A 26,205-nucleotide genomic window follows, 5' to 3' on the forward strand; every position below is an offset into this window, starting at 1 on the left:
TGAACGAAGTGGACGAACGAGAAGGGCCCGGGCCCGGCACGAGCGGGAGCGCCGGGCTGCCCGGCGACGACAGCGACACCAAGGGCACGGTCCTGGTCGCGCTCGGTGCGAACCTGGCGATCGCGCTGGCCAAGGTCGTCGGCGGACTGATCACCGCGTCGCCCGCGCTGCTCTCCGAGGCCGCGCATTCGGTCGCGGACAGCTGCAACGAGATCTTCCTGCTCGCCGCGATCCGCCGCAGCAAGCGCGCGCCCGACGCACGACACCCGTTCGGCTATGGCAAGGAGCGTTACTTCTGGTCGCTGCTCGCCGCCGTCGGCATCTTCGTGATGGGCGGCTGCTTCTCCTTCTACCAGGGGCTGCACGCGATGCGGGAGTCCGGCGAGGAGAGCCCGACCGGCTACCTGGTCGGCTACGCGGTGCTGCTGGTGGCGCTGATCGCCGAGGGCGCGTCGCTGGTCAGGGCGGTGCGGCAGATGTACCGGGACGCGCCGAGCGGTGCGCGCGGGCCGCTGGCGAAGGCGCGGGCGATCCAGGACCCGGCGTTGCGCACGGTGCTCGCCGAGGACGCCACCGCGGTGCTCGGCGTCACGCTCGCGCTGATCGGGATGGCGCTGCACGAACTCACCGGCAACGTGGTGTGGGAGGGCGGCGCGTCGATCGGGATCGGTCTGCTCCTGGTCTACGTCGCCTATCGGCTCGGCATCGCCTCCCGCGACCAACTCATCGGCGAGGCCGCCGACCCGGCGCTGCAACTGGAGGTACAGCGCTTCCTCGACGAGCAGCCCGAGGTGGACACGGTCACCAAGGTGTACACGATGCGGATCGGGATGGGACAGGTGCTGCTCGCGGCACGCGTGGACCTGACCGAGGGCGTGGACAGCGAGGACGTCGAGATCGCCGCGGTGCGGATCAAGGCCGCCATCCGCGAGCGATGGCCCGAGATCGAGCAACTGTTTCTGGACATCACCGACGCGGGCGAGCACGATCGGGACCGGGCCGCGGCGCGGCGCCGTGAGCTGGAGGAACAGGTACGCGTCGCCGATCGCGAAGGGTGACCGTTTAGGCTGCCGGGGCGTTGTGCCCATCCACCGGAGGCCGAAGTGACCGAAAGCAGAGCAGGCGGATCACCCGCGCGACGTGGCCCCGGCGAGTTGGAGTCCGAGATCCTGTCGCTGCTGTGGACGTCGCCGACGGCGATGGGCGCGGGCGCGGTACAGGAGCAGTTGTCCGGCGAGTTGGCGTACACGACGGTGGTGACCATCCTGTCCCGCCTGCACGACAAGGGCGTGCTCCAGCGCACCCGGTCGGGCCGCTCGTACGTGTACGCGCCGGTGTACGACGAGGCCGGGCTGGCGGCGCGACGCATGCGGCAGGTGCTGGACAAGGAGGGCGACCGGCAGGCGGTCCTCGCGCGGTTCGTCTCGGACCTGTCCACCGACGACGAGGCGCTGCTGCGCCGACTGCTGGACGAGAGCGGGTCGTAGCCGCGTGCGTTGGATCGTCTACCTGCCGTTGCTGCTGCCGATAACCTCGGTGCCCGTGGCCCGGCTCGCGGCCGACCACCTCGCGCCGCGCCGGGTGGTGGTCCTGCTCACCGCGCTGACCTCGGTCCTGGCCCTGTGCGCGACCATCAGCCTGGGCCTGCTTACCGTGGTGGGCACGGCCCAGCTCCCGGGGGTACCGCTGCCCGATCACTGGTCCGATCCGCAGGTGCGGGCCTCGATTCCGAACGTCCAGGTGATCGGCTCCCTGGCGAGCGCGGCGCTGACCTCGGCGCTGCTGTGCGCGGCGGTCGTCCTGGGCCGCCGCCGACGCGCGCTGACACTGCTGCGCGCGGGGGTGCCGACGGCCGGCGGCACCGAGTTGACCGTGTTGCCCACCGGACCGCCGACCGCGTTCGCGCTGCCGGGCAGGCGGCCGCGGATCGTGGTCTCGGCGTCACTGCTCGCGCGCTTGGACGCGGACGAGCGGCGAGCGCTGCTGGCCCACGAGCGGGCGCATCTGAGCGGCCGGCACGATCGGGTGCTGCTGGTCGCGACACTGGCGATGTGCGCGCATCCGCTGCTGCGGCCGATGCGCACGGCGATCGGCTACGCGCTGGAGCGCTGCGCGGACGAGGACGCCGCGCGCGTGGTGGGTGACCGTCGGGTGGTGGCCCGCGCGGTGGGCAAGGCGGCGCTGGCCGGACCGGCCGCACCGCGTGGCGCGATGGCCGCGACCGGCGGCCCGGTCCCGCGCCGGGTGGCCGCGCTGCTGGGCCCGTCTCCGACCGACCGCTGGCCCACCCCGTGGAGCCGCCCCGGCGCGGCCACCCTGATCGCCCTCGGCGGCGCCGCCCTCTCCACCTGGGCCACCTGGGACGCCGCCATCGACCTGCACGCCATCCTGCGCACGGCCGACCACGTGTTGTGAGGCCGGCCGCGCGATCAGTACATGGGAAAGTCCGCCGTCGCGATCGCGAAGCCGAACCGCGGCAGCGGTACGTCCTGGCCGAACGCGTAGGCGGCTCGCGCGGTGTAGCGACCGCCCTTCGGCTCGGAGTACACCGCGATCGTGCCCTGACGAGGGTCGATGATCAGGTAGACCGGGATGCCCATGCGCGGGTAGTCGCGCAACTTGGCCTCCCAGTCGTTCTCCGGGTTCGACCGTGAGACGACCTCGACGGCAAGCCGCACGTCGGCGGCCGGCACATGATTCTCGACGGTGAGGAGATCATCCTCCGGAAAGACGCAGACATCGGGATTGCGCCTTATCAGGTTGGCGTCGTCCAAGACGTCCATCCCCCCGTGAACCGCCATCCCGGCCCACTCCTCGCGTCCGGCGATACCGCGCTCGATGCGCATCCGCAGCCGGCGCACGATGAACTCGTGGATGCCGGACGGGCCGGTCATCATCACGAGCGTGCCGTCGCTGATCTCGATCTTGTAGTTGGACGGCGTGCGGACAGAATTGGCGATGGCCGTCAGCCGGTCGAACTCCTCGCGGTCCATGTCCCCCATGGTAGGTCGCCGGGCTTCGCGACCATGGTCCGTCCGTGCGCCACCGAGCACCCGGCTCGTCACCCCGGTTTCCGCGCCGCGAGGCGTTTGCTCGCGACGTCGAGGAGGCGGCGCAGGTCCGCTTCGCGGGGGAGTTGCGCCGGGAGCCGTTCGCCGTACGGCAGGCGGGTGCGGGCCTTGCGCCACAGGCGGTCCGGGAGGGTCCTCGGGTCCTGGTGGTAGCGGACCTTGGTGAGCAGTTGGCGGGCCTCGGCGTCGGCCGGGTTGAGCGCGAGGGTGACCGCCAGGTGTTCGGCCGCGGTGTTCCAGCGGCCACGCCGGGCCGACCGGACCGCGTCGTTGAAGTGCCTGTCGGCCAACTCGACGAGGCCCGCGAGTGCGCCCAGGTCGCCGCCGCACGCCGGGCAGCGCTCGGTCAGGTCGGCGATCCGGCGGCGGCACAGGGGGCAGGTGATCGCGAACGCCATGTCATTTCTCCAGGGAGCTCTTCGGGAGCCGCAACCCGATGTGCGGGGAGCCCTCCCGGATCTGTTCCATCCAGCGGTCCGCCCGGGCCCGCAGCGGCATGATCCGACCTCGATAGATCTCCACCAACCGGCGGTTGCCCGCCGCCTCGTCCCGCACGTCCACCTCGGCAGCGTCCTCGGCGATGGTGTCCAACTCGCGCAGATAGCCATCCGCGTCGGCCCGGTGCCGGCCGGCGGAGGCCTGGTCCATCTCCTGGATCGAGCGGCGCAGGTACTCGACCTCCTGAAGCACCGCGACCTGGAACTCGGCGGCGGTGAACTGCTGCGGCGAGCGCCCCCCGTGCAACATCCGCTCGGCCGCGTTGATCCGGTCCCGCACCGCCTCGTTGGCCAGGTGCCAGTCCATCTTGTTGCCCGCCGCGTACGCGGCCCGCCCGGTCGCGCGCAGACCCGGGACCGCGCCCCGGAAGCGCTCCGCCTCGACCGGGTCGTGGTCGACCAGCCGGTCGGCCAGCCGGGCCAGGAAGGCGAGGTTGTCCTCGAACTCACCGATCGCCGGGTTCAGCGCGCTGCCCGCCGTGGTGGCCACCCGCAGGCCCTGGACCAGCGTCTCCGCCTCCAGGATCTTGTGGTGCGTCTTGCCCGCGTCGATCCGGTCCCGGACCAGTTCGGCGATCTCGGCCAGCAGTCGATCCAGCGCCGGGCCGACCCGGATCGCGTCCGCCGGCGGGATCGCGTCCCGCTTCTCCGCCCAGCCGGTGAGCACCTGCCGGTGCCGCTCGGCCAGTTCCGGCCAGCCCGGGATCTCCCGACGCGGGATGTCGATCACCGCGCTGCCCTCGGCGCCCACCTGCGGCAGCCGCGCCTCGGCCCGGATCGTCCAGCCCGCCTCGAACTCGAGCGTCACCTCGACGGTCGAGCCGACCGACACGTCGGTGGGCAGGTCCCGGATCGAGACCTCGCCGATCGGCACCAGACCCTCGACCAGACCGACCCGCAGACTGGACCCCTGCGAGGCGGTCTCCAGGCGGAAGTCGGTGCGGTAGGGCACCATCGTCCCGGCCCGGACCACCACGTGCAGCCCGTCCACCAACTCGACCGAGAAGTCGTGCGCGAGCACATCGCCGGTCGCGTCCGAACGGGGCTTGCCGTCGGACTCGATCGTCAACTGCCGCGACTCGATCTCCCGTCCGTGCGCCAACACCTGCACGGTGAAGCCGTTCTCGCCGTCGCGCAACGGCACGTCGGCGAACAGGAAGCGGCCCTCCGCGTCGGCCGTCTCGGTCAGGTACACCCGCCCGTCGTCCGAGCTGAGCAGCACCTGAGCACCCGCCGGCGAGGCCAGCGCGGGTCCGGCCAGCACCCGGCCGCCGATGTCGGTCTCCGGCGGCAGCGCCTCGGGGCGGTCCAACTCCAGGTGCCCACTGCGGCTGGGCACGTTCGCGGCCTTGAGCGCGGCGCCCAGCGCGACGCACAGGTCGGGGTTGAGCAGCCGAGGGCCGCGCCCGAAGTGCTCGGTGAGCATCGTGGCCACCAGCGGGATCCGGGACGAGCCGCCGACCATGACGATCTCGTCCAGGTCGGCCGCGGTCATCCCGGCCCGCGCCAGCGCCCGGTCGCAGTCGTCCAGCGTGCCGCGGATCCGGTCCGCGATCATCTCCTCGAACTCCTCGCGGCGGATCGGCAGTCCGATGTTCATCGGGGTACCGCGCCGGTCCTCGCAGTACTGGCTGACGATCTCCGTCTCGGGGTAGCGGGACAGGTCGTGCTTGGCCCCCTCGGCGACCGACAGGAGTTGTGCCTCGACCTTGCCGTCGGCGGGGTTCTCGCTGTCGATCGCCAGGTCGTACTCGGGCAGTTGGGCCGCGATCCAGGACACGATCCGCCGGTCGAAGTCGAACCCGCCCAGATAGCGGTCGCCGCTGAACGAGCGGTTCTCGAAGCCCACCTCGGGATCCCAGGTGACCACCGAGGTGTCGAACGTGCCGCCGCCGAGGTCGTAGACCAGGAAGGTCTGCGGCTCGGTCAGCTCGCGGGCCCGCTCGTGGGTGTACGCGAGGGCCGCGGCCACCGGCTCGATCAGCGTCTCGACCACCTCCAGGCCGGCCGCCTGTCCCGCGCGCGTGGTCTCGTTCTTGGCCCGGGTCTCGAAGAACGCCGGGACGGTCACCACGGCCCGCTCCACCGGCACGCCCAGGGCCTCCTCGGCCACCTGCTTGAGGTGACGCAGGATGTGCGTCGACGCCTCCAGCGGGGTCAGGCGCGCGTGTCCGGCGGTGACCACCTGGTCGGTGCCCATGTTCCGCTTGAAGAACATCGCGGGCGGGGCGCCCGGCAGGCGGGCCTTGTTCTTGGCCAACTGGCCGACGATCGCCTTGCCGCTCGGATCGATCCACACCGCCGAGGGTGTGGTCGGCGAACGGTCCGGATTGGCCACGATCAGCGAGTCGCCGACCGGCCGCAGCCGGCGGGCCGCGATCAACTCGGCCTTTCCGGGGATCTCGGCGTCGGCCGGTATGGCGATGCACGAGTTGGTGGTGCCCAGGTCGATGCCGACCACGATGCTCATCCGGTGGTACCGCCTTCGTGGTTCGCGTCGTTCGAGGTGTCGGGATTCGGCGGGGTCGGATCCGACCCGGCCGGGGGTTCTTCGGCGGTCGACCGGGCGCTGCCGGCTCTCGGCTCGGGCTCGCCCGGCGCGTCGGTCTCGGCCCGGGTCTCGGGTGCGACCGGGGTCTCGGGCTCGGCGGGGGTCTCGGGCTCGGCCGTAGTCTCGGGCTCGGTCGACGCGGTGGACTTGGTCGGTGCCTCGGGCTCCACCGGCGCGTCGGGCTCCACCCGCGCATCGGGCTCGGCCGGAATACCGGAATCGGCGGGTCCCCGCTCCGCACGCGCTGCGTCCTCGCGTTGGGCCGCGGTGGGCACGAAGCCGAGCACGACCTGCGCGCGCCTGATGACCTCGCCGTCGTCGAGCAGCACGCCCGGCCGCAGCGTCCTGGCCACGATCATCGCGCTCTCGTCGCCGCTGTCGGGCGCGTGCGCGACGTCCACCCGACGGCCCACCGCCGCGTACGCCTCGCCCACCGGGTCGTCGAAGCGAACGCCCGCGCGGTCCAGCGCGGTGGCGAACCGCCGGGCGATCGAGGCCAGTACGGCCGGTACCGGCTCACCCTCCAGGCTGCCGCGCAGTTCGTGCAGCGCGACCGCGGCGTCCGCGGCCAGACCGGTGTAGCGCTCGTGCGTCGACTCCAGCCGCTTGCGCATCTCCTCGCGGCCCGCCTCGCGTTCGCGCGCCGCGCCGCGCACCACGTCGTACACGAGCGCGAACGGCGGGTCGAGCGGGCGCTCGGGCACCGGCCGTTCGCTCTCGGTGATCGCCATCGGGTCCGCCTCGGGATCCGCCGGCGGGTCCGCCACGAGGGGGGCCCGCTCCGGTGTCGCTGCCATCAGTGCGCCCCTTCTTCCGTCCACAACGGTACGAACTCGCGCGGCGCGGGCGCCGGCACCAGACCCGCGAGCACGCGTCGATCGATCCCGATCCGCACCGGGCCGGACGCCTCCGGCGGATCGAACTCGGCGAACTCCTCGGCCAGTTCGGCCGGATCCGCGCCGGGCCGCTCGGGCCGGTGGGTGAGCAGTTCGGCCGACAGCCGCCCGGCCGGATCCGCCAGTGTCTCCTCCGCCGCGTTCACGTCGGCCGGGGCGAGCACCCGACCGTGCACCGGGAACCGCTCCGCGCCGCGCGCGATCCGCTGTCTGCGCTTGCGCACCCGCGCCTTGATCGCCGCCCGGCCGGCCAGGTCCGGAGCCAGGTCCAGGATCTGGAAGGCGGTGCCCCGATAGGGATTTCGGCCGGCCTGCCAGGCCCAGGGGTTCTCCCGGGCGGGCTCGTTGACGGCGCTGCTCATGGGGCGCTCAACTCCATTCGGGCCCACGCGCCGAGGCCAGGGACAGGACGACCCCTCGGAGCGCGTTGGCGATGTCGGGATGGTTCGCGTCCGGATCGGCGGCCACCTCGTCCGCGAGCCGGCGGGCGGTGGCCAGATCGTCGGGCGACACGGTGTCCAGGTTGATCAACACCCGTGCCATGAAAAGCCGTCCCCACGGCCCCGGCGCGGACATCGCCAACGCCCGGCGCAGCGCGTCGCGGACGTGACCGTCCGGCAGGCCCTGACGCTGTCGGGCGGTGGCGGCCAGCGCCCATTCCTCGGCGGCGAGCTGTTCCACGTCGCGGTACATGCTCTTGACCGCGAGATCGCGGTCAAGTTCGAGCGCGCGCAGCAGGTGCCGACCCGAGCGCAGCGCGGCCTGTTCGAGGGTGGCGGGTTCGGTGGCCGGGCCGGATTCGAGTTCGCGCACCACGATCCCGCGCCAGTACTCGTGCCGGGCCAGCTCGACCGCGAACGAGCCCTCGGGCGTGCCCACCTCGTCCCAGGCCGGAAGCACCAGGCGGGCCACCCGCTCGACCAGCGCCTCGATCTTGCGCGCCCAGCCGGGCGCGGCGACCACGATCTCGATGTGCCGCCGGGTCGCGTACAGCAGGGCCCGGGCCAGTCCGAGGTTGCCGGGATCCACCGCGAGCCAGGAGGCGAGCTGTTCGACGACGTCGTCGAAACGGCCCTCCTCGACGTCCCGGGACACCTCGGCCAACACCTCGCGCACCAGGTCGCCCCGGGCGCCGAGGATCGCCGAGCGCGGGAAGCCGGACTCGCGGACCAGGTCCAGATGGGCCCGCGCGCGCGGCGGATCGCCGACCCGGTGTTCGGCGGCCAGCGTCAGGTGCGGCGCGAGCAGGTCCCGGGGCAGCCGCTCGCGCACCTCCTGCACGGTCCCGGCCGGGACCGGCGCGCCGCCGACCGTCTCCAGGTGCTCGTGCATCCGGTCCCAGAACGCGCTGTCGTGGTAGAGCTCGGCCCAGTGCGCCAACGCCCGCTTCCAGTACGGGAAGGCCGCCTCGTGGTCGGCGGCCAGTTCGAGGTCGTAGGCGCGCGCGTGCAGCGCGACCGCGAGGTGGTGGGTGCGCCACAAGCCGCCGCCGGCGGTCCACAACTCCTCGGCCCGCGCGCTCCACGGCTGCGCCTCCGCCCCCTCGCCCAGGCTCTCGTACGCCTCGCCGTCCACCGCGTCGGCGTCGGCGCCGTACTCGCGCAGGCGGGCGGCGAACGCGCGCAGCGTGGCTCGGTCAGTCATCGTCGCTCCCCACCGCGAGCGTGTCCGCCACGACGCGGACCCGGACCGAGGTGATCGGCCTGCCGGCCGCGTCGCCCTCGTCGAGCAGCCGCAGGACGCCCGGCACGACCGCGTTGACGCAGCGGTTGACGCCGCGCGCGGCCTCCTCCGGTCGGCCGCGCCAGGCCACGGTGGCGATGTGGTCGGCGGCCTCGTCGGTCCAGCCCAACTCGACGCCCAGCTGCTCGCGCAGCCGCGCGGCCAGCCGGGCCAGGCCGTTCTCGGCGATGCCGCGCAGTTCGGTGGGGCCGAACGGCGAGTACAGGATCACCTCGTCCACCCGGTTGAGGAACTCGGGCCGGAAGAAGCCCTCCATGGTGCGCCGCAGCCGGGCGCTCGCGGCGCTGCCGCCGGTCGAGCCCTCGGCCAGGATCGAGCCGATCAGGTTCTCCACGCTGTCCACGTCGTCCTCGACCGCCTCGGCCGCCGAGTGGGTCGCGCCCAGGTTGGTGGTCAGGATCACCACCGCGTCGTGCGCCTCGCGGACCGGGCCCGCCGGATCGCTGATCCGGCCCTCGTCGAGCAGTCGCAGCAGCGCGTCGAGCACCCGCGCGTCGGCCTTCTCCACCTCGTCGAACAGGAAGACCCGGCGCGGGTTGTCGCGCAGTCCGTTGGTCAACTTGCCCTCGCCGAAGCCGACATAGCCGGGCGGCGCGCCGATGAAGTTGTTGATCGACTCGCGCGCGCTGAACTGGCCCATCTCGAAGACCAGTACGTCCTCCTCCGAGCCGTAGACGACCTGTGCGAGCAGGCGCGCGGTCATCGTCTTGCCCGAGCCGCTGGGCCCGCACAGCAGCAGCGCGGCGCGCGGCCGGTCGTCCGGCCGAAAGCCCCGGGTCAGCGAGCGCTTGATCAGCTCGATGTGGAAGGCCAGCCGCTCGACCACGCTCTCCTGACCGATCAGCCGCGATCGCACCCAGCGCACCGCCTCCTCCGGGGAGAGCGGTTCGGCGGTCCGGCTCGGCTCGGGCTCGGCCGGCTCGCGGTAGTAGGTGTCGGCGAATCGGCGCAGTCGGTCCAGGTCCAGGCCGATGTCGCGGAAGAAGCCGGCCGCCAGGCCGCTGGGGGTGTCCAGGAGCGCGGCGAGCAGGTCGCGTTCGGTGATCGGGGTGCCCACGTCGGGGTCGGCGCCCGGTTCCCCGCCCGGGCCGGCTCCGGTCGCGGCGAAGGTCGCCGCCCGGCGCAGGGTCGACCGCAGCGACTCGTCCGGCTCGGCCGGACCGGCGCCCGCCGCGCCGTGTCCTCGGGTACCGGTGAGCGTGATGGTCTGTTCGCGCAGCGCCCGTACGTCCCGACGCAGGAACAGGAATGCCTGTTCGAGCAGGCCACCCGGGGTGGTGGCCAGCGCGTGCAGGAGCATCGCGATGCCGTACCGCTCGTGGCCGAGGCCGGCCGCCTCGGTCGCCATCATCGCGAGCACGCGGCGGGCGCCGGGACCGAACGCGGCGGGATCGATCGACCCGTCGGGCCGGAACACCTCGACCACCCGGCGCGGTGTGGCCACCTCGGCCTGCCACGCGGCCAGGTCGACCCGGCCGTAGCCGACGAGCAGGTCCACCGCGCCCGCCTCGAGGCGGGGCAACAACTCGACGAGCAGCGCCCGTTCGTCGATGAGCCCGGCATCGGCGGCGGCCGTGAAGGCGGCACGCAGGTCGGCGGTGACCGGCAGGCCGCCGAGCACGCCGGCCGGGGCCCGGCCGTTGCGGCCCGGATCGAGACCGACTCGATCGGCGACGAGGGCACCGGCGGATCCGCCGCCGAGCCCGCCGGAGCCGAGCAGGCCGGCCGCGAGCACGTCGGGCGGGATGCCCTGGCGGTCGAACAGCCCCGCGGCTCGACCGCCGTCGATCCGGGCCAGCGCGATCAGCGCGTGCGCGACCTCGACGGTGTCCGCGCCCAGTTCGCGCGTCACCGCCGCGGCGGTGCCGAACCGACGCGTGGCCGCGAGCAGGCCGCTGTCGAACACCCGCTCCGGCACTCCCAGGATGTCCGTGTCCACGTCGCCTTCTCCCCCGCCTCGCCGGCCGTCCACGTCGCGTCGGTTCACGCCTCGTCGCCGCCGGTCAGCAGTCGCTCGGCCAGCTCCGCCCGAGCCCGGGCCGATTCCGGTCGGCCCGCGCCCAGGGCCCGCACGCCCAGGGCCAGTATTCGGTACGCGGCGGCGGTCGAGACGGCCTGGCCCAGCCGGCCGGCGCGCAGTTCCGGCGGCAGCGACTCGACCAGCGCGGCGGCCAGTTCGGGGTCGGCGCGGGTGACCCGGTGCAGCACCAGGCCCGGGCCCAGTGGCGTGCGCCGCGACCAGGCCGCGCCGTACCGCTCGAACAGGTCGCGCGCGGCGCCGGCCACCATCGTGTCGTGGTCCTCCAGCGCGCCGAGCAACAGCCGGACGGGCCAGGTGTCCGGGTGCGGCCGGTCGGCGGCGCCGCTTCCCTTCGCGCTTCCGGCCGCGGCCCGGGCGTCGGCCTCCGCGTCGGGCAGACCGCGCCGCAGCAGCCGTACCGCGCCCATGTCGTCACCGCGCTCCAGCAGGTCGACCGCCTCGGTGAACAGGGCCGCCGCCGAGCCGGGCCGAGCGCCGGCGGCCGGCCCGCCGTCCCGGGCCGCGACGGCGGCACGGTGCAACTCGCGGTACTCCGCGTGGTCCGGGTCCAGCATCGCCGCCTCGTACAGGAACCGGACCGCGCGGGCCGGGTCGCCGGCGGACAGCTCACGATGTCCCTCGACGGCGAGCCGGTGGGCCAGTCGCGGCGCCGCGGCGGCGTAGCCCTGCTCGAAGGCGAGCCGGTAGCAGGTCCGCGCCTCGGCCTCGTCGCCGCGCGCCGCCGCCCGATCTCCCAGCACGCACGCCCAGTCGCCGCGCCCGGTCGGCGCACCGGGTGGCGCGACCACCGGCAGCAGCCGCCACAGGTCGTGGTCGGGGTGTCGCGAGGGCTGCTCGAAGCGCTCCTCCAGGCGTTCGAGCACGCGCGTGGTCGCGGCGACCCGCCAGTGCCGGACCGGCGCGCGCGGGTCCAGGCCGCCGAGAACGTCCAAAAGTGCCCGCTCCAGCGGGCGCGGGCCGTTCGCCAACGCCCGCTCCAGCGTGTTCCAGGTCTCGGTGAAGCCGTCGCCCGGCTGTACCACCCACCAGCGCAGCACCGCGTCCACCGCGCGCGGATAGCGACCCTGCGGGTCGCGCCCGAGCACCTCCGCGAGCATGCGCGCGGCGGTCTCCGACTGCTGTGCGGCCACCGCCTCGATCTGACTTTCGATCAGGCCCCGGTTGCGGGCCACCTCGGCGTCGGAGGCGTTGGCCAGAAAGTCGCGCATCGCGACGAGTCGAGGCTCCACCTCGCCCTCCCGATGCGTGGCCGTCCGGAACGCCCGTACCGCCCCGGCATCCGACATGGCGTCTCCCCCGCGAGCACGACCAGCCCGACGGGACCGATCGCGACGACGTACAAGCAGCACGGTACTCGGCCACACCAACACCAGGGAGCGCACCCGGTGAACCCGTCCCCGTAACGTGATCGTCACCGGCGGTGAGGCCCCTCGTGCCGGGAAACCCGGGTGAGAACGGTCCCGAACATCGGGTAGTATTTCTCTCGCAGCAAGCGCCGCTAGCTCAGTTGGTTAGAGCAGCTGACTCTTAATCAGCGGGTCCGGGGTTCGAGTCCCTGGCGGCGCACAGCGGCAACATCGAGAAGGGCCCGCCGATTTCGGCGGGCCCTTCTCGTCGTCCACACCCTCTAGGGCGGGGCACTCGCGGAGCTGACGCTGCACGCTGGGGATTCGTAGGGTGTGCCCGCCCGCTCCGCCCGTCGCGTCACGCACCGAGCCCGCGGGTGCACCGCGCTCCGGCGCGGCGCGCTCGGGCCCGCCGCCGTGCGTCGGGGCGGTTCGGGTGACGGTCTGGGTATCGGTGGGGACAAGGACGGGAGCATTCCGTGGTTGCTGTGGTCGGGTTGTTGTTGGCGGCCGGTGGTGGGCGACGGCTCGGGGGGCGGGCCAAGGCACGGTTGACGCATCGGGGCCGGCCGTTGGTCGAGTTCGGAGTGGGCGAACTGGTGCGCGGCGGGTGTGAGCGGGTCGTCGTGGTGCTCGGCGCCGAGGCCGACGCCGTACTGGCCGAGGCGGATCTGACCGGCTGTGTCGTGGTGCGCAACGACGAGTGGGCGAGCGGTATGGGCTCCTCGCTCGCCGCCGGAGTGGCCGCCCTGCCCACCGACGCCGACGCGGTCGTGGTCACCCTCGTGGACATGCCCGGCGTCGGCGCCCCGGCCGTCGCGCGCCTGATCGCCGCGGCCGGCGACCCCGAGGACCTGATCGCGGCGGGCTACGCCGGCACCCGCGGCCACCCCGTCCTGCTCGGCCGCGCCTGGTGGCCCGAGTTGATCCGTACCGCCGAGGGCGACGCCGGCGCCCGGGCCCTGCTGGCCGCGCAGCGCGCCCGGGTACGTCTGATCGAGTGCGCCGATATCGCCGACCCGTACGACATCGACACCCCCGCCGACCTGGACCGGCTCGACTCCTGACGGGGCGCGAACCCGGGCCGGCGGGGCCCGGGTCCGCGCGAGGCGTTGTGTGCGGCGCGGGTCACGCCTGGTTGAAGAACCCGTCGTGGTTCTGCTGGGACGGGTCGCCCGTCAGCAGCCGTGCGTCGGCCGGCATCAGCAGGAAGACCCGCTTCGCCAGCCGCTCGATCGCGCCGCGCCGACCGAAGGTCAGCCCGGAGGCGAAGTCGACGACCCGCTTGGCGTCCGACTCGTCCATCGCCGTCAGGTCGATCACGACCGGAATGTCCTGCCGGAAGTATTCGCCTATCGCCCTTGCCTCGTGGTAGCTCTTCGGGTGTACGACGGCGATGCGCGTGCTCGGCCGAGCCGGCGTCTCCGTGGCGGCCGCCCGCGCGGCGAACACCTCCGACGCCGGAACCACGCTGCCCTCCAGGGCACGCGAACGCGACTCCTCGGGCTCGTCGTCGTAGACCCAGCGCGACCCCGTGTCGTCGTCGTCTGCGTCGTATGTACCGGTCTCGTAGGCACCCGCGCCGGTGCGGTACAGGTCGTCGTCCACGTCCCCCGAACCGATCCCGAGCCACGAGCCGGCCTTGCGCAATGCGCCCATGGGCACCTCCGCGTCCGCTCGTCCCGGCCCCGTCCGGGCTATCTCGTCATCCTCCACTCGACCGAACTGTATGCGAGTGCCGGGTCTGATGCGTCGAACGACGCGCCTATAAACGGACAGATCATCCAAGCAACCTCGAACGGGCGTACCCAGTGCGGCTTCTGACGCCATTTGAGATCTTTATCCGTGCATTCCGAATCGAACCGCATCGTAATTCCGACCCGCGCCGGTCGAACACAATAACTCGAACTGATGTACGAAAGTCGGGAATTCCGACGCCGTGCGCAGGAAACGCGCGAGGATTCGGGCGGAGAACGGAAGCGGAGGCAGGCGCGGAAGCGGAAGCGAACGCGGGCGCGGATCCCAACGAGGAAGCGAGCGCGGCACCGGAAGGACGGCGGGCGCGGAAGCACGCGAGGAACCGCACGCCCCACCGCCTTTCCACCTCTCACGCCCGGTCCGCGACGCTCGGCCGAACCCCGGCCCGCAGCAAAGCGTTGGGATGACCGAACCCCGTTGACCAGCAGGGCCGTTGCGGATCACCGACGTGCCCGCGCGAGCCCTCGGCAAGCCCCGTACCCGACCCCGGGAATCCCGTGCGGTCCGCCCCGGCGCACCTCTACCGGTGGACCGGGGGCAGGTCGCACACTCGGATGCGACATCTTCGGAGGTGAGCATGGATTCGCCTTTCCGCATCGTGCGGCCCCCTCGTCCGCTCGAAGAGCCGTATCCCTCACGGGCCCGCATCAACGAACAGGTGGGAGTCGTCTGGGATTGGGGGATGCGTGAGGATCCCGCCGCGGCCATCCGGCTCTACCACCACCTCGGCGAGGTCGCGAGCAGGGTGCTCGGCAGCACCGATCGCGACACGCTCAACATCCGCCGGGCGTACGCGCATTTCGTCGGCCAGGACGGCGATCCCCGGCGTGCCGCGCAGTTGCTGGCCGGCCTGATCCCGGTCGCCACGCAGCACCTGGGCCCCGGCGACTGGGTCACCCTCGACATGCGGCTGTGTCACGCCCGGTTCACCGGCGAGGGCGGCGAGGCACCGCGCGCGGTCGCGCTGTTCATCCAGATCGTCGCCGACATGACCCGCGCGTTGGGGCCGGAGGCGGAGAGCACGCTGACCGCGCGCAGCTTCCTGGCCCGGTTCACCGGCGAGTCCGGCGATCCGCTCCGGGCCGCCGGGATGTACGGCGCGCTCGCCCTGGACTCGATCCGGATCCTGGGCGCCGACTGCCTGGAGTCGCTGGTGGCGCGCGCGGGCCACGCGATCAATCGCGGACTCGCCGGCTACCGGGGCGAGGCGCTGGCCCTGTACGACCCGCTGATCGCCGACTTCGTCCGGGTACTCGGCCCCGACCACGCGGAGACCCGACAGACCCAGGTCTGGCAACGGTATTTCCGAGGGGGAAGCGGCTGAATTCGGGCCGACGGGCGGCGGCTAAAGTAGCCACTCCTGTACGGCCGGAACGGGGAACGGTAGACATGGAAGAACTGCGCGACGGGGATCCGATACGGCTCGGGCCGTATCGGCTGCGCGGCCGGTTGGGCGAGGGCGGGATGGGCGAGGTGTTCCTCGGCACGTCTCCGAGCGGAGTGCGGGTCGCGGTCAAGACCGTCCGTCCCGAGTTCGCGACCGACCACGGATTCCGGGACCGGTTCCGACGTGAGATCGACCTCGCCCGGCGGGTGGACAGCGCGTGGACCGCGCCGATCGCCGAGGCCGACCCGGACGCGCAACCCCCGTGGCTGGCAACCGAGTTCCTGACCGGGCTGTCGCTGTCCGAGGCGATCAACCGGTACGGCCCACTGCCCGAGGGCGCGCTGCGCATCCTGGGTGCCCAGTTGGCCGAGGCGCTGATGGCGATCCACCGCGCGGGCCTGATCCATCGCGACCTCAAGCCGTCCAACGTCGTACTGGGCCGCGATCGGCTGCGGGTGATCGACTTCGGCATCTCGCGCGCGGTGGACGAAGGCGGCCAAGGTCTGACCGGGACCGGACGGGTGGTGGGGTCGCCGGCGTTCATGTCGCCGGAGCAGGCGGGTGGTCGAGCACTGGGACCGGCGAGCGACGTTTTCTCGCTCGGCTCGGTGCTGGTGTTCGCGGCCACCGGGCAGGGTCCGTTCCACCAGGACGCGCCGGTGCCGCAGTTGCAGATGATGATGCGGGTGCTGCGCGACGAACCGACACTGGCGGAAGTGCCGGACGGCGTACGGGACTTGCTCGCCGAGTGCCTGGACAAGGACCCGGACCGGCGACCCACGCCGACCGCCGTGCTGAATCGCTTCATGGGCGACGACGAGCCGCCGGCCACGACGTCGTGGCTGCCGGTTGCGCTCGCGGCCGAACTGGAGCGGCGGCACCTGGGAGACCCGGCGGCACCGGCACCGGCGTCGGGGTCGGCGCTCTCGCCGGTCGAGCCGACGGGCGAGGTCACGGAGCCGCCGACCCGGGCGCTGGGCGTCGGGGTGGAGAACGGCGCGAGCGCCGGGCAGACCCGGGCCGCGGAGTCCGCGCCGCCCGCCGGCCGGAAGAGGCCGCCACCGCAACCGAGCCTGCCACCGACCGTCGGCATGCCGGAACCCCCGCCCGAGAAAAGGGCGTTGGCCCGTCGCGCCTTCCTGTTCGGCGGCGGTGCGCTCGCGGTGGCCGCGATGGGCGGTGGCGCCGGGTGGCTGCTGATGGGCGACGAGGCCGATCCGGGCAAGCAGGTGTGGCAGTACGCGGCCGGCGCCGCCGCCGCCTCGTCGCTGAAGGTGCAGGGCGATCTCGTCTACCACGTCGCGGACGGTGTGGGCGGCGCCAAGGGCCAGATCACCGCGATCGACGCGGAGTCCGGCAAGCAGGTCTGGCGCAAGGCCACCGCGGGCAGCTCGGTGTCCGCGCCGCTGACCGCGAAGGACCACGTGTTCGTCGTCTCCTGGACGGTCGACGGTTCGGCGTCGGCGGAGAAGACCCAGCCCTCGATCTGCACGGTGCACGCCTTCGCCCTGGGCGACGGCGAACAGCGCTGGAGCCAGGAGTACGCCGCTCGCTGGGTCAACCTGCCGGCGGCCCTGGACGGCGACGTGCTGTACCTGGGCGTCTCCGAGGAGAACTCGACCTCACCCGATGCCGGCCGGATCGTCGCGATCGACGTGACCAGGAACAAGGAGGTGTGGAGGGCGGAGATGACCGGCGACGCCGGAATGCCGTCGACGCCGGTGTTCACCGGGAGCATGGTGTACGTGTTCGCCCAGCCGAGGTACTCCTCGTACCCGTCGGTGATCCGCGCCTACGAACGCAACGGGAACCCGAAGTGGGAGATCCCGTTCAAGGACTGTCCCTGGGGCCGCGACGTGGTGGTGGCCGGCGAGCGGGTACTGACTGTGGTGACCTCCGGAAGCAGCGGCGGTGTCTACACCTGGCAGCGCTACGCCCGGTTCGCGGCCACCGGCGCGCCGGCCTGGGGTCCGATCTCGGTCAAGGGCGGGCAGAGCCGCGGTTTCACCCTCGCCGGCGACATCGCGTACCTCGCCTACGACGGCGCCGACGACACGGCCAAGTCGGGCGTGGTGGCGGTGGATCCGGTGACCGGCGCCGAGATGTGGAAGTACGAGATGGAGGCACGCAACGTCGGCGAGATCACCCGGGTGGGGGACGTCGTCTATGTGACGAACCACCCCTCCAAGGTCCAGGCGGGGGTGAAGCCGAGCAGCACCGCGAGCGCGTCGCCCACGGGCGAGCCGCCCACGTCGGTGACCAGGAGCAAGGTCTACGCGCTGAACGCGAGGACCGGCGTGGTGGTGTGGTCGCGCGAGTTGCCGTCCTTCGGCGTACTGGGGACACCGGTCGTGGAGAACGGCAAGGTGTACGTCTCGATGGACGCCACGGCGGCGGACGCGACGGGTGACGATGTCGCGCAGTTGTTCGCGCTGCGGGTGAAGACCGGTGAACCGGCCTGGAAGGTCGTGTTGCCGGCGCCCGTCTCGTCGCGGGTGGTGTTGGCGAAGGGCAACGCCTATCTCGGCCAGTGGCAGTCCTCGAACTCCGCGAGGCCGGCGGCATCGGTGGTCGCGTACGAGGCATGAGCCGGGGTCGGCGGGTCGAGTCACCGAGCGACGGCCCCCACCGTGACCCGGGGACGGAGCGCCGGGCGAGGGACGGACCGCTCCATCCGTGACACATGAAAGCGCGCGCAGCGGGAACGGGAACGAGGTTGCGGGCATATGCCCGTTTCCACCGACGCACGTGCTCCGCGAGACACCTGCTCCCTCGGACGCGTACGCCGCAGAGCACCTACTCCCCGAGACGAGGAAGCATGGTCGAGTTGGGACCCGTCGACGCCATCGTGTTGGGCTTTCCGGGCCAGCGGCTGACCTCGTCCGTACTGGACGCGTTCGAGGCGGTCGAGGAGCGCGGCGACGTGCGGTTGATCGACGCGCTGATCGTGGTCAAGGACATCTCGGGTGAGGTGACCAGCCACGAGGTGAGCGAGTTCGAGGGGCTGCGCGACATGGCGGCGGAGTTGGCCGCGCGCGAGATGCTGGGCCTGGCCGGGGCCGAGGACGCCGAGCAGATCGGGCAGGTCATGCCGCCGGATTCGCTGGTGGTGGTGCTGTTCGTGGAGAACATCTGGGCCCGCGAGGTGGCCGGTCGAATCCGCGACTCGGGCGGTCGGTTGCTCTCGTACACCCGGTTGCCGCAGTCCGTCCTGGACGACGCGGAAGAGGCGCTCGCGGGTACGTCGGACGGCAGTTGAGGGCGAGTGGGGGCGGGTGGCTTCGGCCGGTGCCGGCGGCGTCCGCCCCCGCCGACTGCCGTCGGCCTGCGTCGGCCGGTCCCGGCCGCGAAGGAACGACTTGATTTCCAAAGGGTAAAGCCGGGCAAAGTCCGGCAACCCGCCCTACCGGTTGGGCGTCTCCACCGGTGCAAGGGCACAACCCCCCAGCAAGCGGAGGTCGACATGACCACCAGGATTCGCCGTACGGCCGCCATCACCCTGGCCGCCGGACTCCTCGTCACCGCCGGCGCCGCCGCTCCGGCCCTCGCCGCCGACGGCTCACCGCCCGGCGAGCAGCAGATCCGCAGGATCGGCGTCGTGGAGAAGGTGACCGCCTTCTACGACCAGTACCTGTCCGCCGTCAACGGCACCAACCCGGACATGAACCCGACCGAGGTCCGGAACGAGTTCCTCACGCCGGAACTCAACGCGCGCCTGGACGCGTGGGCCGAACAGCACATGGCCGACCCGGTCTTCCGCGCCCAGAACACACCGCAGAGCCGCGACGTGCGCTACGAGGGCAGCGGCGCGGGCAGCGCGTCGGTGGTCGTCACCGAACACTTCGGCGACTCCACCATCGACGTCTGGTACCGGGTCCCCCTGTCCGGCGGCCGAATCACCGACCTGACCGACGCCCCCCGGTAGCACGCCCCAACAGCCCTGAGGCCCACCGCGCACCCGGCGGGTCACCGATCCGACACACCGTCACGAGGGCGCCTTCGCCGCGGCGAAGGCGCCCTCGTCGTGCGGTCGTGGATCAGGCGGATTCGGTGGGGAGGCCGGCGTTGGTCCAGTCCTCGATGCCCTCGGCGTACTTGCGGACGTTGGTGTAGCCGAGGTGGGTGAGTCGGTCGGCGACCTGGCCGCTGTTCGGGCAGGCGGGATTGGAGCAGTACGTGACGATCGCGGCGTCGCGGTCGGGAAGCAGGGTCGGGGCCAGCGTGTCGACCTGGTCCCGGACCAGGGCGAGTGCGCCCGGCAGGTGCTGCTTGGCCCAGTACTCGCCGCCGAGCGCGTCGACGACGGTCACGCTCCCGGCGGCGATCTCGGCGCGCAGCTCGTCCCGGGTGATCAGTGCGGTCATGGCATACCTCCAGAGAATCGGACTATAGTCCGGTTGTGGCTCACGACGACATTAACGGACCGCAGTCCGCTTCTGCAATCCCTCTGGATCTGCTCCGCACCCCGCCCCCCAAGGAGCGCGCCGACGCGGCTCGCAATCGAGCCGCCATCCTGGAGGCCGCGGCCGGGCTGTTCGCCGAACAGGGCGTCGCGGCCGTGTCGATGGACCAGATCGCGGCAGCGGCCGGCGTCGGCAAGGGCACGCTCTTCCGCCGCTTCGGCGACAAGTCCGGCTTGGCCACAGCGCTCCTCGACGCCCGAGAGCGCGCCCTGCAAGAGGCGGTCCTGCACGGCCCACCACCCCTGGGCCCGGGAGCACCGGCGGAGGAACGCCTCACCGCGTTCCTCGACGCCTACCTCGACTACCTACTGGAACACCTGGACCTGATTCGCGTGTCGGAGACCTCGTCCCCCGGCGCCCGCTACCGCATCGGCGCCTACCGCTTCTGGCACCGCCACGCGGCGATCCTGCTGGGCTCGGCAACCCCCGACCCGGACTACACCGCGCACGCCCTGCTGGCCCCGCTGGCTGCCGAACACGTCACCGCGCTGCTTCCGGAACTGGGTCCGGAACGGATCCGCGCGGGTGTACTCCGGTCGGCCCTGGCCGAGGTGCACCCCGGCCGCGCCTGACGGATCCCCGGCGCGCGCACCCCGGCGCTTCGCGCATCGGGCCCGAAGGATGGGACCTCAGCGGGCGACCGCCGGCACGGAGCGTGCCCGCCAACTCTCCTCGTACGGGATCCGGGTACCCGGCGTGTGGCCCGCGTCGATGTGCGCGAGCAGGGTTTCGACGTACAGGTTTTCACCGTCCGTGCGCATCGGGGTGACCTTCGCGCCGGAGAACTTGCGGACGATGCTCGGGTCGGCGTCCGTCCACAGGCGGTCGGCGGCGAGCGCGAGACGGTCGAGGAGGTACTCGAACGTGGCGTGGGAGAACTGGAGTTCGGACCCGGCGGGCGGTTCCAGGGTGGGATGGGCGGTGAAACCGCGAAGCTTGACCAGGGCGTCGGACTCGGGGATGTACCGCCCCTCCTCGGCCGGCTCCAGGTTCTCCAGATAGCCCAACCCGTTGCGCAACCGCTGCGTGACGCCCTGCTCGGTGCGCTCCGAGACGCACCGCCCGACGAGTTCGGCACCGTTGAGGGACAGGGACGCGGCGGCGAGGTATTGCCCCTGCGCCACCAACAACCCGGCCGACACCATGAATTCGCGCAACACGCCGGCCGTGTACAGATACTTGCAGCCGTACGGCGGTATCCCGTACCGCGCGGAGACCGGCGCCCAGAGCTCCGCCTCACCTCGCGGCAGCGCGTGCCGGGTACGTCGAATCGATGACTTCATGGCCCCATGGGTACCGGTGGCCGCAGCTCCCGGACAACCGGATTTCGCGGCCGAACCACCGCCGCCGAAGGCGACCACGCACGGCACGACTTCCCGATTCCGGGGCGTCCACCGATGCCGCCGGCCGGACGCCCGTGCCCATCCGCGATCCCCGACCGGGACCGACCGACCTGCCGACCTGCCGTACCGCCCACCAACGGCCGGCGTGTTGTACGCGGGGGATTAACGCCGGACACGCACGATGTTGTCCCAGTGATCGCATGCGCCGATCACGGATCGGCCCGCGGCCTCGACGACCGCCCCGATCCCGCCCTCCCTCCGGACGGACGTCCGGACCGACAGCAGGAGTTGACGAAGAAGATGGCGGAGCGAGCTCGCATCGGCGTGACCGGACTGGCCGTGATGGGCCGCAACCTGGCCCGCAACTTCGCCCGACACGGGCACACCGTCGCCGTACACAACCGAACCTCGGCCAAGACCCACGCGCTGGTCGAGGAGTTCGGCGGCGAGGGCACCTTCCTACCCGCCGACACCGCCGAGGAGTTCGTCGCACTACTCGAGCCGCCCCGGCGGCTGGTGATCATGGTCAAGGCCGGCGCGCCCACCGACGCGGTGATCGACGAGTTCGCCGCACTCCTGGAACCCGGCGACATGATCGTCGACGGCGGCAACGCGCACTTCGCCGACACCCGCCGTCGCGAGGCCGCACTGCGCGAGCGCGGCATTCATTTCGTCGGCACCGGGATCTCCGGCGGCGAGGAAGGCGCCCTGCTCGGCCCGAGCATCATGCCCGGCGGCTCCCCCGAGTCGTACGCCGCGCTCGGCCCGATCCTGGAGGACATCGCCGCGAAGGTCGACGGCGTACCGTGTTGCGCGCACATGGGCCCGGACGGCGCCGGCCACTTCGTCAAGATGGTGCACAACGGCATCGAGTACGCCGACATGCAGCTCATCGCCGAGGCGTACGACCTGCTCAACCGCGCGTTGGGGATGCAACCCGACCGGATCGCCGAGGTGTTCAAGACCTGGAACTCCGGTCGGCTGGAGTCCTATCTGATCGAGATCACCGCCGAGGTGCTCGCGCACACCGACGCGGCCACCGGCAAGCCGTTCGTCGAGGTGGTCCAGGACCGCGCCGAGCAGAAGGGCACCGGCCGCTGGACCGTGCAGACCGCCCTCGACCTGGGAGTTCCGGTCAGCGGTATCGCCGAGGCGGTGTTCGCGCGATCGCTCTCCGGCCACGCCGACCTGCGCGCGGCGGCGCAGGGGCTGCCCGGACCGACCCGGAGCACGCTCGACGGGGACGACGCCGACCGCTTCGCCGACGACGTCGAACAGGCGCTGTACGCGTCCAAGATCGTGGCCTACGCGCAGGGCATCCACCAGATCCAGGCAGGCAGTGCCGAATACGACTGGTCGATCGACCCGGGTACGGTCGCCGAGATCTGGCGCGGCGGCTGCATCATCCGGGCCCGCTTCCTGAACCGGATCCGCGAGGCGTACGCGGCGGACCGAAAGCCCGACTCCCTGCTGACCGCCGAATACTTCCGCAACGCGATCTCCGGTGCCCAGGACGCGTGGCGCCGGGTGGTGGCCACCGCCGCCGAACTGGGCATCCCCACCCCGGGCTTCGCCGCCGCGCTGTCCTACTACGACGGCCTGCGCTCGCCGCGGCTGCCGGCCGCGCTGATCCAGGGTCAGCGGGACTTCTTCGGCGCGCACACCTACCGCCGGGTGGACCGCGAGGGCTCCTTCCACACCGAGTGGTCCGGCGACCGCAAGGAACACACGGTCTGACCCGAAGCCGAAGGCCGCCCCCGGCGGGGACGACACACGTCCCCGCCGACCGGCCGAGCCCGCCTTACTCCCGGTGCCCCGTACCCACGCGCGCCCGGCGCCGCCTCACTCCCAGCGCCCCGCCAACAACCGCGTCGTCGCACCGGTCAACACCCCGCGCAACTGCCGCCGCACCGGCGGAGCCAGATGCCGCAGCCACAGGTGCGCCGCCCGGTCACCCATCAACCCCGCACACAGCAACGGATCCTCGAACAGAAACGCCGGAGCGTGCCAGTTCACACACACGTCCGGATCGGGATCCACAGCCGGCACCCGACGCACGCCGACCGCGGCGAGGGCGGTCGTGCAGAGCAGACAGCAGCCGCTCGCGACATCGGTGAACTCGCCCGTCTCCAAGGGCAGTCCGAGCATTCGGGCCTGCTGGAGGCAATCCATCTCGGCGTGCAGTCCGCGCTTCGGCGAGCCCTCGAAGACCCGACGGCCGAAGCTCATCACGCAGTCCGCGCCGGGCTCGGCCGGCAGCGCCCGCCCGGAGGTGACGACCCGCGCCTCGGCGACCCGCGCCCACCCGACCCAGTCACCGGCGATCTTCGGCACGATCATCTCCGCGGGGGGCGTCTGCGCCCGGCCGCCGGAAACCTTCGGACAGTACTCGCAGTGCATGGCGCCTCCCCAGGGACGACATGCCGCAAGCTAGCGCGCGCGAGGTCGGGGTCGCCAGCACAAGACCGGCCGAAAATCACCGGAAAATCACCACTTGTGCGGCCGAAGGGACTCGAACCCTCATATCCTCTCGGACGGCAGGACCTAAACCTGCTGCGTCAACCAATTGCGCCACGGCCGCGCGCGACCGACCTGCGCGACAACGCCCCGAGGTCGACCAGGCTTCATGCTAGTGCCCGCCGCATCGAGCGGCCGGCACATATCCCCCCGCGACCAACCATCCGGCCGAGCCGGAGCCCGAGTCCGAGAGCCCGAGCCGACCCCCAGCCCGCCCCCAGCCCGAGGCGACCCCGGCCGCCCCCGAGCGATCCCCCGCGACGCCCCCTCAGCGAAGAAGCCGCCCGGTCGCCCGCCGCGCCATCGCCAACGCGCCGTCCCGAGTCGTCCCGCCCAACCCGAGCACCGTCCGCGTGCTCAGCCCCTCCAACAACGCGAGCAGCTCGGACGCCTCCGCGACCGGGTCGTCGATCCCCAACACGCCCTTGTCCGCGCCCCGGACCAGGACGGTGACCAGGTCGTCCTGCCACCCCCGGTCGATCTCGTCCTGCGCGACCCGCAGTTCCGCGTTGCCGGCGGTCCGCGCCCACAGCTCCACCCACAACATCCAGCGCGGATCGCGCGGGCCGGCGGGCAGGTACAGGCCCAGGAACAGATCGAGCTTGCGGTCCGCCGGCACCCGGCGCGCGAGCAGTCGCGCGCGCTCCTCGGCCAACCGGTCCTCGCTCCAGCGCAGCGCGGCCAGCAGCAGCTGATCCTTGCTGCCGAAGTAGTACAGGATGTGCCCGCCGCTGGTGCCCAGGCGCTCCGCGAGGCCGGACATGGTCAGCTTGGCCAGGCCGTGCTCGGCAATCGCCGCTATGGCCTCCTCGAGCATCCGGTCCTGGGCGATCCGACCGTCGCTCCGCCTCGTGGCCACCACCGACACCCGCCTCTCGACCGCGCGGCCGACCCGCTCGCGCAAGGGCTCGACCCTATCCCGCCGGCGGCGTCGATCTTGAACAACAGTCAAATTCCGGTCCGATTCGTCACGAACTCTTGACACCTCGCCGACCCACAGCGCACCTTGAGTGGCGTTCAAAGTTCTTGAATGACATTCAAGCTTCCGGTCCGGCCGGCGCACGCCCTCGAAGCCGAACCGCACACCACGAAGAGGAGGTCCGGTGACCCTGCCCCACACGGACTCCGCGAGCGACACTCCGAGCGCCGCCACCAGCGCCACCCCGGCCGGCTTCGGTACGGGGGTCGCCTCCGACGAGCTCTTCCAGGTGGAGGTACACGGGATCGACCCGATCCCGGACGCCGAACGACACGGCAGTGCCAAGGATGTCTTCTGGCTCTGGTTCGGCTCGAACCTGTCCTTCACGTTCGTCATCAACGGCACCCTCGCGGTGATGTTCGGCCTGTCCTTCTGGGCCGCCATCGCCGTGGTCGTGATCACCGGCCTGGCCTTCTTCGCGGTCGGCGCGCTCGGCTTCGCGGGCGTCCGCACCGGCACCGCGACCCTGGTCATCTCGCGCGCCGCGTTCGGCGTACACGGCAATTTCCCGGCCGGCCTGCTCAACTGGGTCGTGGGGATCGGCTATACCATCCTCAACACCGTGGTCGGCACCTTCGCCCTGGAAGGGCTGTTCGGCAAGCTCGGCTGGGCCGGCGGCGACCTCGCCCGGGTGGTCGCGCTCGCGATCACCCTCTCGCTCACCTTCGCCGTCGCGATGTGGGGCCATGCCACCGTGCAGGCCGCCGAGCGCTGGCTGGCCTACGTCCTGGGCATCGGCTTCGGCCTGCTGATCCTGTTCGTCGTACCGGGCCTGGAGACCGGGTCCGCGCCGGAGACCTCGAACAACTTCCACGCGATCTCGCTCGCCGTGCTCGTCCTGGTCGCCGGCCCGATCTCCTACCTGCCGATGCCCTCGGACTACACCCGCTATCTGCCCCGGGACACCTCGCTGCGCTCGATCACCCTGTGGGGCGCGGCCGGCGGCATGCTCTCCTCGGTGCTGCTGGGCGTGGTCGGCGTGGCCGCCGCCACCCAGGCGGACATGACCGACCCGGTGGCCGGCGTGGCCGGTCTGGTGCCCGGCTGGTTCGAGGCGCTGTTCCTGCTGCTCGTGGTGGGCGGCTCGATCACCAACTCGATCCTGACCCTGTACTCCTCCAGCCTGAACCTCCAGGTGCTCGGCATCCCGTGGTCGCGTGCCAAGGGCATCCTGGTCAGCACCGCGTTCATCCTGGTCGGCTCGTTGTGGGCGCTGTTCAACGGCAACTTCACCGACAACCTGACCAGCTTCCTGTCCGTGCTCGTGGTGGTGTTCGCGCCGTGGGGCGGCGTGTTCATCGCGGACACGCTGATGCGCCGCTGTCGCTACGACGACGCCGGACTGCACGACATGCGCGGCGGCGCGTACTGGTACACCAGGGGCTTCCATCCCGCCGGGATGATCGCGCTCGCCGCCGGCATCGTCTTCGCGTGCCTGACCGCCGAGTCCGCGCTGTGGACCGGCGCGCTGGTCGAGACCTTCGACGGCGACCTCACGCTGCTCGGCGCGGTCGTCTCCGGCGTCCTGTACTGGGCACTCGCCCGCCGCGAACCACAATTCGCCAAGCGCTGACCGACCGCGCGCGGCCCACCCGAAGACCCACCCCGCACCA

At 72.1% G+C, this 26,205-nt stretch carries 24 protein-coding genes and 2 tRNA genes; 12 read left to right on the plus strand and 14 right to left on the minus strand.

Translation table 11 applies throughout. The annotated features are described in order from the left end of the window. Positions 1–8: 8 nt before the first annotated feature. The 3 genes from ACIBSV_RS15935 to ACIBSV_RS15945 are packed head-to-tail and all read left to right on the plus strand — an operon-like array spanning position 9 to position 2,415. Positions 9–1,058: a cation diffusion facilitator family transporter gene (locus ACIBSV_RS15935; protein WP_395863476.1), complete on the plus strand. Its 1,050-nt coding sequence runs from the start codon at positions 9–11 to the stop codon at positions 1,056–1,058. Between the two features lie 45 nt (positions 1,059–1,103). After that, positions 1,104–1,487 (plus strand): BlaI/MecI/CopY family transcriptional regulator, encoded by a 384-nt coding sequence (locus ACIBSV_RS15940; protein ID WP_395863242.1) that lies wholly within the window; start codon positions 1,104–1,106, stop codon positions 1,485–1,487. A gap of 4 nt (positions 1,488–1,491) precedes the next feature. Further along, positions 1,492–2,415 carry a M56 family metallopeptidase gene (locus tag ACIBSV_RS15945; RefSeq protein WP_395863244.1) on the plus strand — a complete coding sequence of 308 codons (924 nt, stop codon included), beginning with the start codon at positions 1,492–1,494 and terminating at the stop codon, positions 2,413–2,415. Between the two features lie 14 nt (positions 2,416–2,429). On the opposite strand, the gene ACIBSV_RS15950 is transcribed toward ACIBSV_RS15945, so the two are convergent. The 8 genes from ACIBSV_RS15950 to ACIBSV_RS15985 form a co-directional block, all read right to left on the minus strand. Further along, positions 2,430–2,993: a Uma2 family endonuclease gene (locus ACIBSV_RS15950; protein ID WP_395863246.1), complete on the minus strand. Its 564-nt coding sequence runs from the start codon at positions 2,991–2,993 to the stop codon at positions 2,430–2,432. A 68-nt stretch (positions 2,994–3,061) separates the two neighbouring features. Then, a complete protein-coding gene (locus ACIBSV_RS15955) occupies positions 3,062–3,469 on the minus strand; it encodes a hypothetical protein (RefSeq protein ID WP_395863247.1) in 408 nt (135 codons plus the stop codon). Between the two features lies 1 nt (position 3,470). Continuing rightward, complete coding sequence (locus tag ACIBSV_RS15960) at positions 3,471–6,038, minus strand: Hsp70 family protein (protein WP_395863249.1); 2,568 nt, start codon at positions 6,036–6,038, stop codon at positions 3,471–3,473. Next, positions 6,035–6,916, minus strand: a complete 882-nt coding sequence (locus ACIBSV_RS15965) for a hypothetical protein (RefSeq protein ID WP_395863251.1) — start codon at positions 6,914–6,916, stop codon at positions 6,035–6,037. The genes ACIBSV_RS15960 and ACIBSV_RS15965 overlap by 4 nt, the downstream gene beginning before the upstream one ends. Next, the gene (locus ACIBSV_RS15970; protein WP_395863253.1) at positions 6,916–7,377 is read right to left on the minus strand and encodes a hypothetical protein; all 462 of its coding nucleotides are present in this window, start codon (positions 7,375–7,377) and stop codon (positions 6,916–6,918) included. The genes ACIBSV_RS15965 and ACIBSV_RS15970 overlap by 1 nt, the downstream gene beginning before the upstream one ends. Before the next feature lie 7 nt (positions 7,378–7,384). Beyond that, positions 7,385–8,659 carry a hypothetical protein gene (locus tag ACIBSV_RS15975; protein WP_395863255.1) on the minus strand — a complete coding sequence of 425 codons (1,275 nt, stop codon included), beginning with the start codon at positions 8,657–8,659 and terminating at the stop codon, positions 7,385–7,387. Continuing rightward, entirely contained in the window at positions 8,652–10,697 is a 2,046-nt protein-coding gene (locus ACIBSV_RS15980; RefSeq protein WP_395863256.1) for an AAA family ATPase, read from the minus strand. Before ACIBSV_RS15980 ends, ACIBSV_RS15975 begins: the two co-directional genes overlap by 8 nt. Positions 10,698–10,741: 44 nt before the next feature. Further along, positions 10,742–12,085, minus strand: coding sequence for a hypothetical protein (locus ACIBSV_RS15985; RefSeq protein ID WP_395863258.1), 1,344 nt, complete (start codon positions 12,083–12,085; stop codon positions 10,742–10,744). A gap of 206 nt (positions 12,086–12,291) precedes the next feature. On the opposite strand from ACIBSV_RS15985, the gene ACIBSV_RS15990 reads away from it, so the two are divergent. Together ACIBSV_RS15990 and ACIBSV_RS15995 are read left to right on the plus strand one after the other, a co-directional pair. Then, positions 12,292–12,365, plus strand: a tRNA-Lys gene (locus tag ACIBSV_RS15990). A 259-nt stretch (positions 12,366–12,624) separates the two neighbouring features. Beyond that, positions 12,625–13,212: an NTP transferase domain-containing protein gene (locus ACIBSV_RS15995; RefSeq protein WP_395863261.1), complete on the plus strand. Its 588-nt coding sequence runs from the start codon at positions 12,625–12,627 to the stop codon at positions 13,210–13,212. 61 nt (positions 13,213–13,273) lie between these two features. Here ACIBSV_RS15995 and ACIBSV_RS16000 read toward each other — a convergent pair whose 3' ends face one another. Beyond that, positions 13,274–13,804, minus strand: coding sequence for a cell division protein SepF (locus ACIBSV_RS16000; protein ID WP_395863263.1), 531 nt, complete (start codon positions 13,802–13,804; stop codon positions 13,274–13,276). A 781-nt stretch (positions 13,805–14,585) separates the two neighbouring features. Here ACIBSV_RS16000 and ACIBSV_RS16005 point away from each other — a divergent pair. The 4 genes from ACIBSV_RS16005 to ACIBSV_RS16020 all read left to right on the plus strand — a co-directional run bounded on the left by ACIBSV_RS16005 (position 14,586) and on the right by ACIBSV_RS16020 (position 19,215). After that, on the plus strand, positions 14,586–15,227 hold the full coding sequence (locus tag ACIBSV_RS16005; RefSeq protein WP_395863265.1) for a hypothetical protein: 642 nt from the start codon (positions 14,586–14,588) through the stop codon (positions 15,225–15,227). A 65-nt stretch (positions 15,228–15,292) separates the two neighbouring features. Further along, complete coding sequence (locus ACIBSV_RS16010; RefSeq protein WP_395863267.1) at positions 15,293–17,878, plus strand: serine/threonine-protein kinase; 2,586 nt, start codon at positions 15,293–15,295, stop codon at positions 17,876–17,878. 230 nt (positions 17,879–18,108) lie between these two features. After that, on the plus strand, positions 18,109–18,549 hold the full coding sequence (locus ACIBSV_RS16015; RefSeq protein ID WP_395863269.1) for a DUF6325 family protein: 441 nt from the start codon (positions 18,109–18,111) through the stop codon (positions 18,547–18,549). Between the two features lie 204 nt (positions 18,550–18,753). Continuing rightward, entirely contained in the window at positions 18,754–19,215 is a 462-nt protein-coding gene (locus ACIBSV_RS16020) for a hypothetical protein (RefSeq protein WP_395863271.1), read from the plus strand. A 112-nt stretch (positions 19,216–19,327) separates the two neighbouring features. Here ACIBSV_RS16020 and ACIBSV_RS16025 read toward each other — a convergent pair whose 3' ends face one another. Next, positions 19,328–19,654, minus strand: coding sequence for a rhodanese-like domain-containing protein (locus ACIBSV_RS16025; RefSeq protein WP_395863273.1), 327 nt, complete (start codon positions 19,652–19,654; stop codon positions 19,328–19,330). Between the two features lie 35 nt (positions 19,655–19,689). On the opposite strand from ACIBSV_RS16025, the gene ACIBSV_RS16030 reads away from it, so the two are divergent. After that, the gene (locus ACIBSV_RS16030; protein ID WP_395863275.1) at positions 19,690–20,325 is read left to right on the plus strand and encodes a TetR/AcrR family transcriptional regulator; all 636 of its coding nucleotides are present in this window, start codon (positions 19,690–19,692) and stop codon (positions 20,323–20,325) included. 57 nt (positions 20,326–20,382) lie between these two features. On the opposite strand, the gene ACIBSV_RS16035 is transcribed toward ACIBSV_RS16030, so the two are convergent. After that, on the minus strand, positions 20,383–21,036 hold the full coding sequence (locus tag ACIBSV_RS16035) for a hypothetical protein (protein WP_395863277.1): 654 nt from the start codon (positions 21,034–21,036) through the stop codon (positions 20,383–20,385). Positions 21,037–21,396: 360 nt separating this feature from the next. Here ACIBSV_RS16035 and gndA point away from each other — a divergent pair, with 360 nt between their 5' ends. Further along, complete coding sequence (gene gndA, locus ACIBSV_RS16040) at positions 21,397–22,833, plus strand: NADP-dependent phosphogluconate dehydrogenase (protein ID WP_395863279.1); 1,437 nt, start codon at positions 21,397–21,399, stop codon at positions 22,831–22,833. A 105-nt stretch (positions 22,834–22,938) separates the two neighbouring features. On the opposite strand, the gene ACIBSV_RS16045 is transcribed toward gndA, so the two are convergent. From ACIBSV_RS16045 to ACIBSV_RS16055, 3 genes are all read right to left on the minus strand, one after another. Beyond that, positions 22,939–23,496: a hypothetical protein gene (locus ACIBSV_RS16045; protein WP_395863281.1), complete on the minus strand. Its 558-nt coding sequence runs from the start codon at positions 23,494–23,496 to the stop codon at positions 22,939–22,941. Positions 23,497–23,593: 97 nt separating this feature from the next. Continuing rightward, positions 23,594–23,677, minus strand: a tRNA-Leu gene (locus ACIBSV_RS16050). A gap of 204 nt (positions 23,678–23,881) precedes the next feature. Beyond that, positions 23,882–24,517: a TetR/AcrR family transcriptional regulator gene (locus tag ACIBSV_RS16055; RefSeq protein WP_395863282.1), complete on the minus strand. Its 636-nt coding sequence runs from the start codon at positions 24,515–24,517 to the stop codon at positions 23,882–23,884. Positions 24,518–24,716: 199 nt separating this feature from the next. On the opposite strand from ACIBSV_RS16055, the gene ACIBSV_RS16060 reads away from it, so the two are divergent. Then, positions 24,717–26,165, plus strand: a complete 1,449-nt coding sequence (locus ACIBSV_RS16060) for a purine-cytosine permease family protein (protein ID WP_395863284.1) — start codon at positions 24,717–24,719, stop codon at positions 26,163–26,165. Positions 26,166–26,205 lie beyond the last annotated feature (40 nt).

This window comes from Embleya sp. NPDC050154 (assembly GCF_044460165.1).
In the GTDB taxonomy this organism is placed as follows: domain Bacteria; phylum Actinomycetota; class Actinomycetes; order Streptomycetales; family Streptomycetaceae; genus Embleya.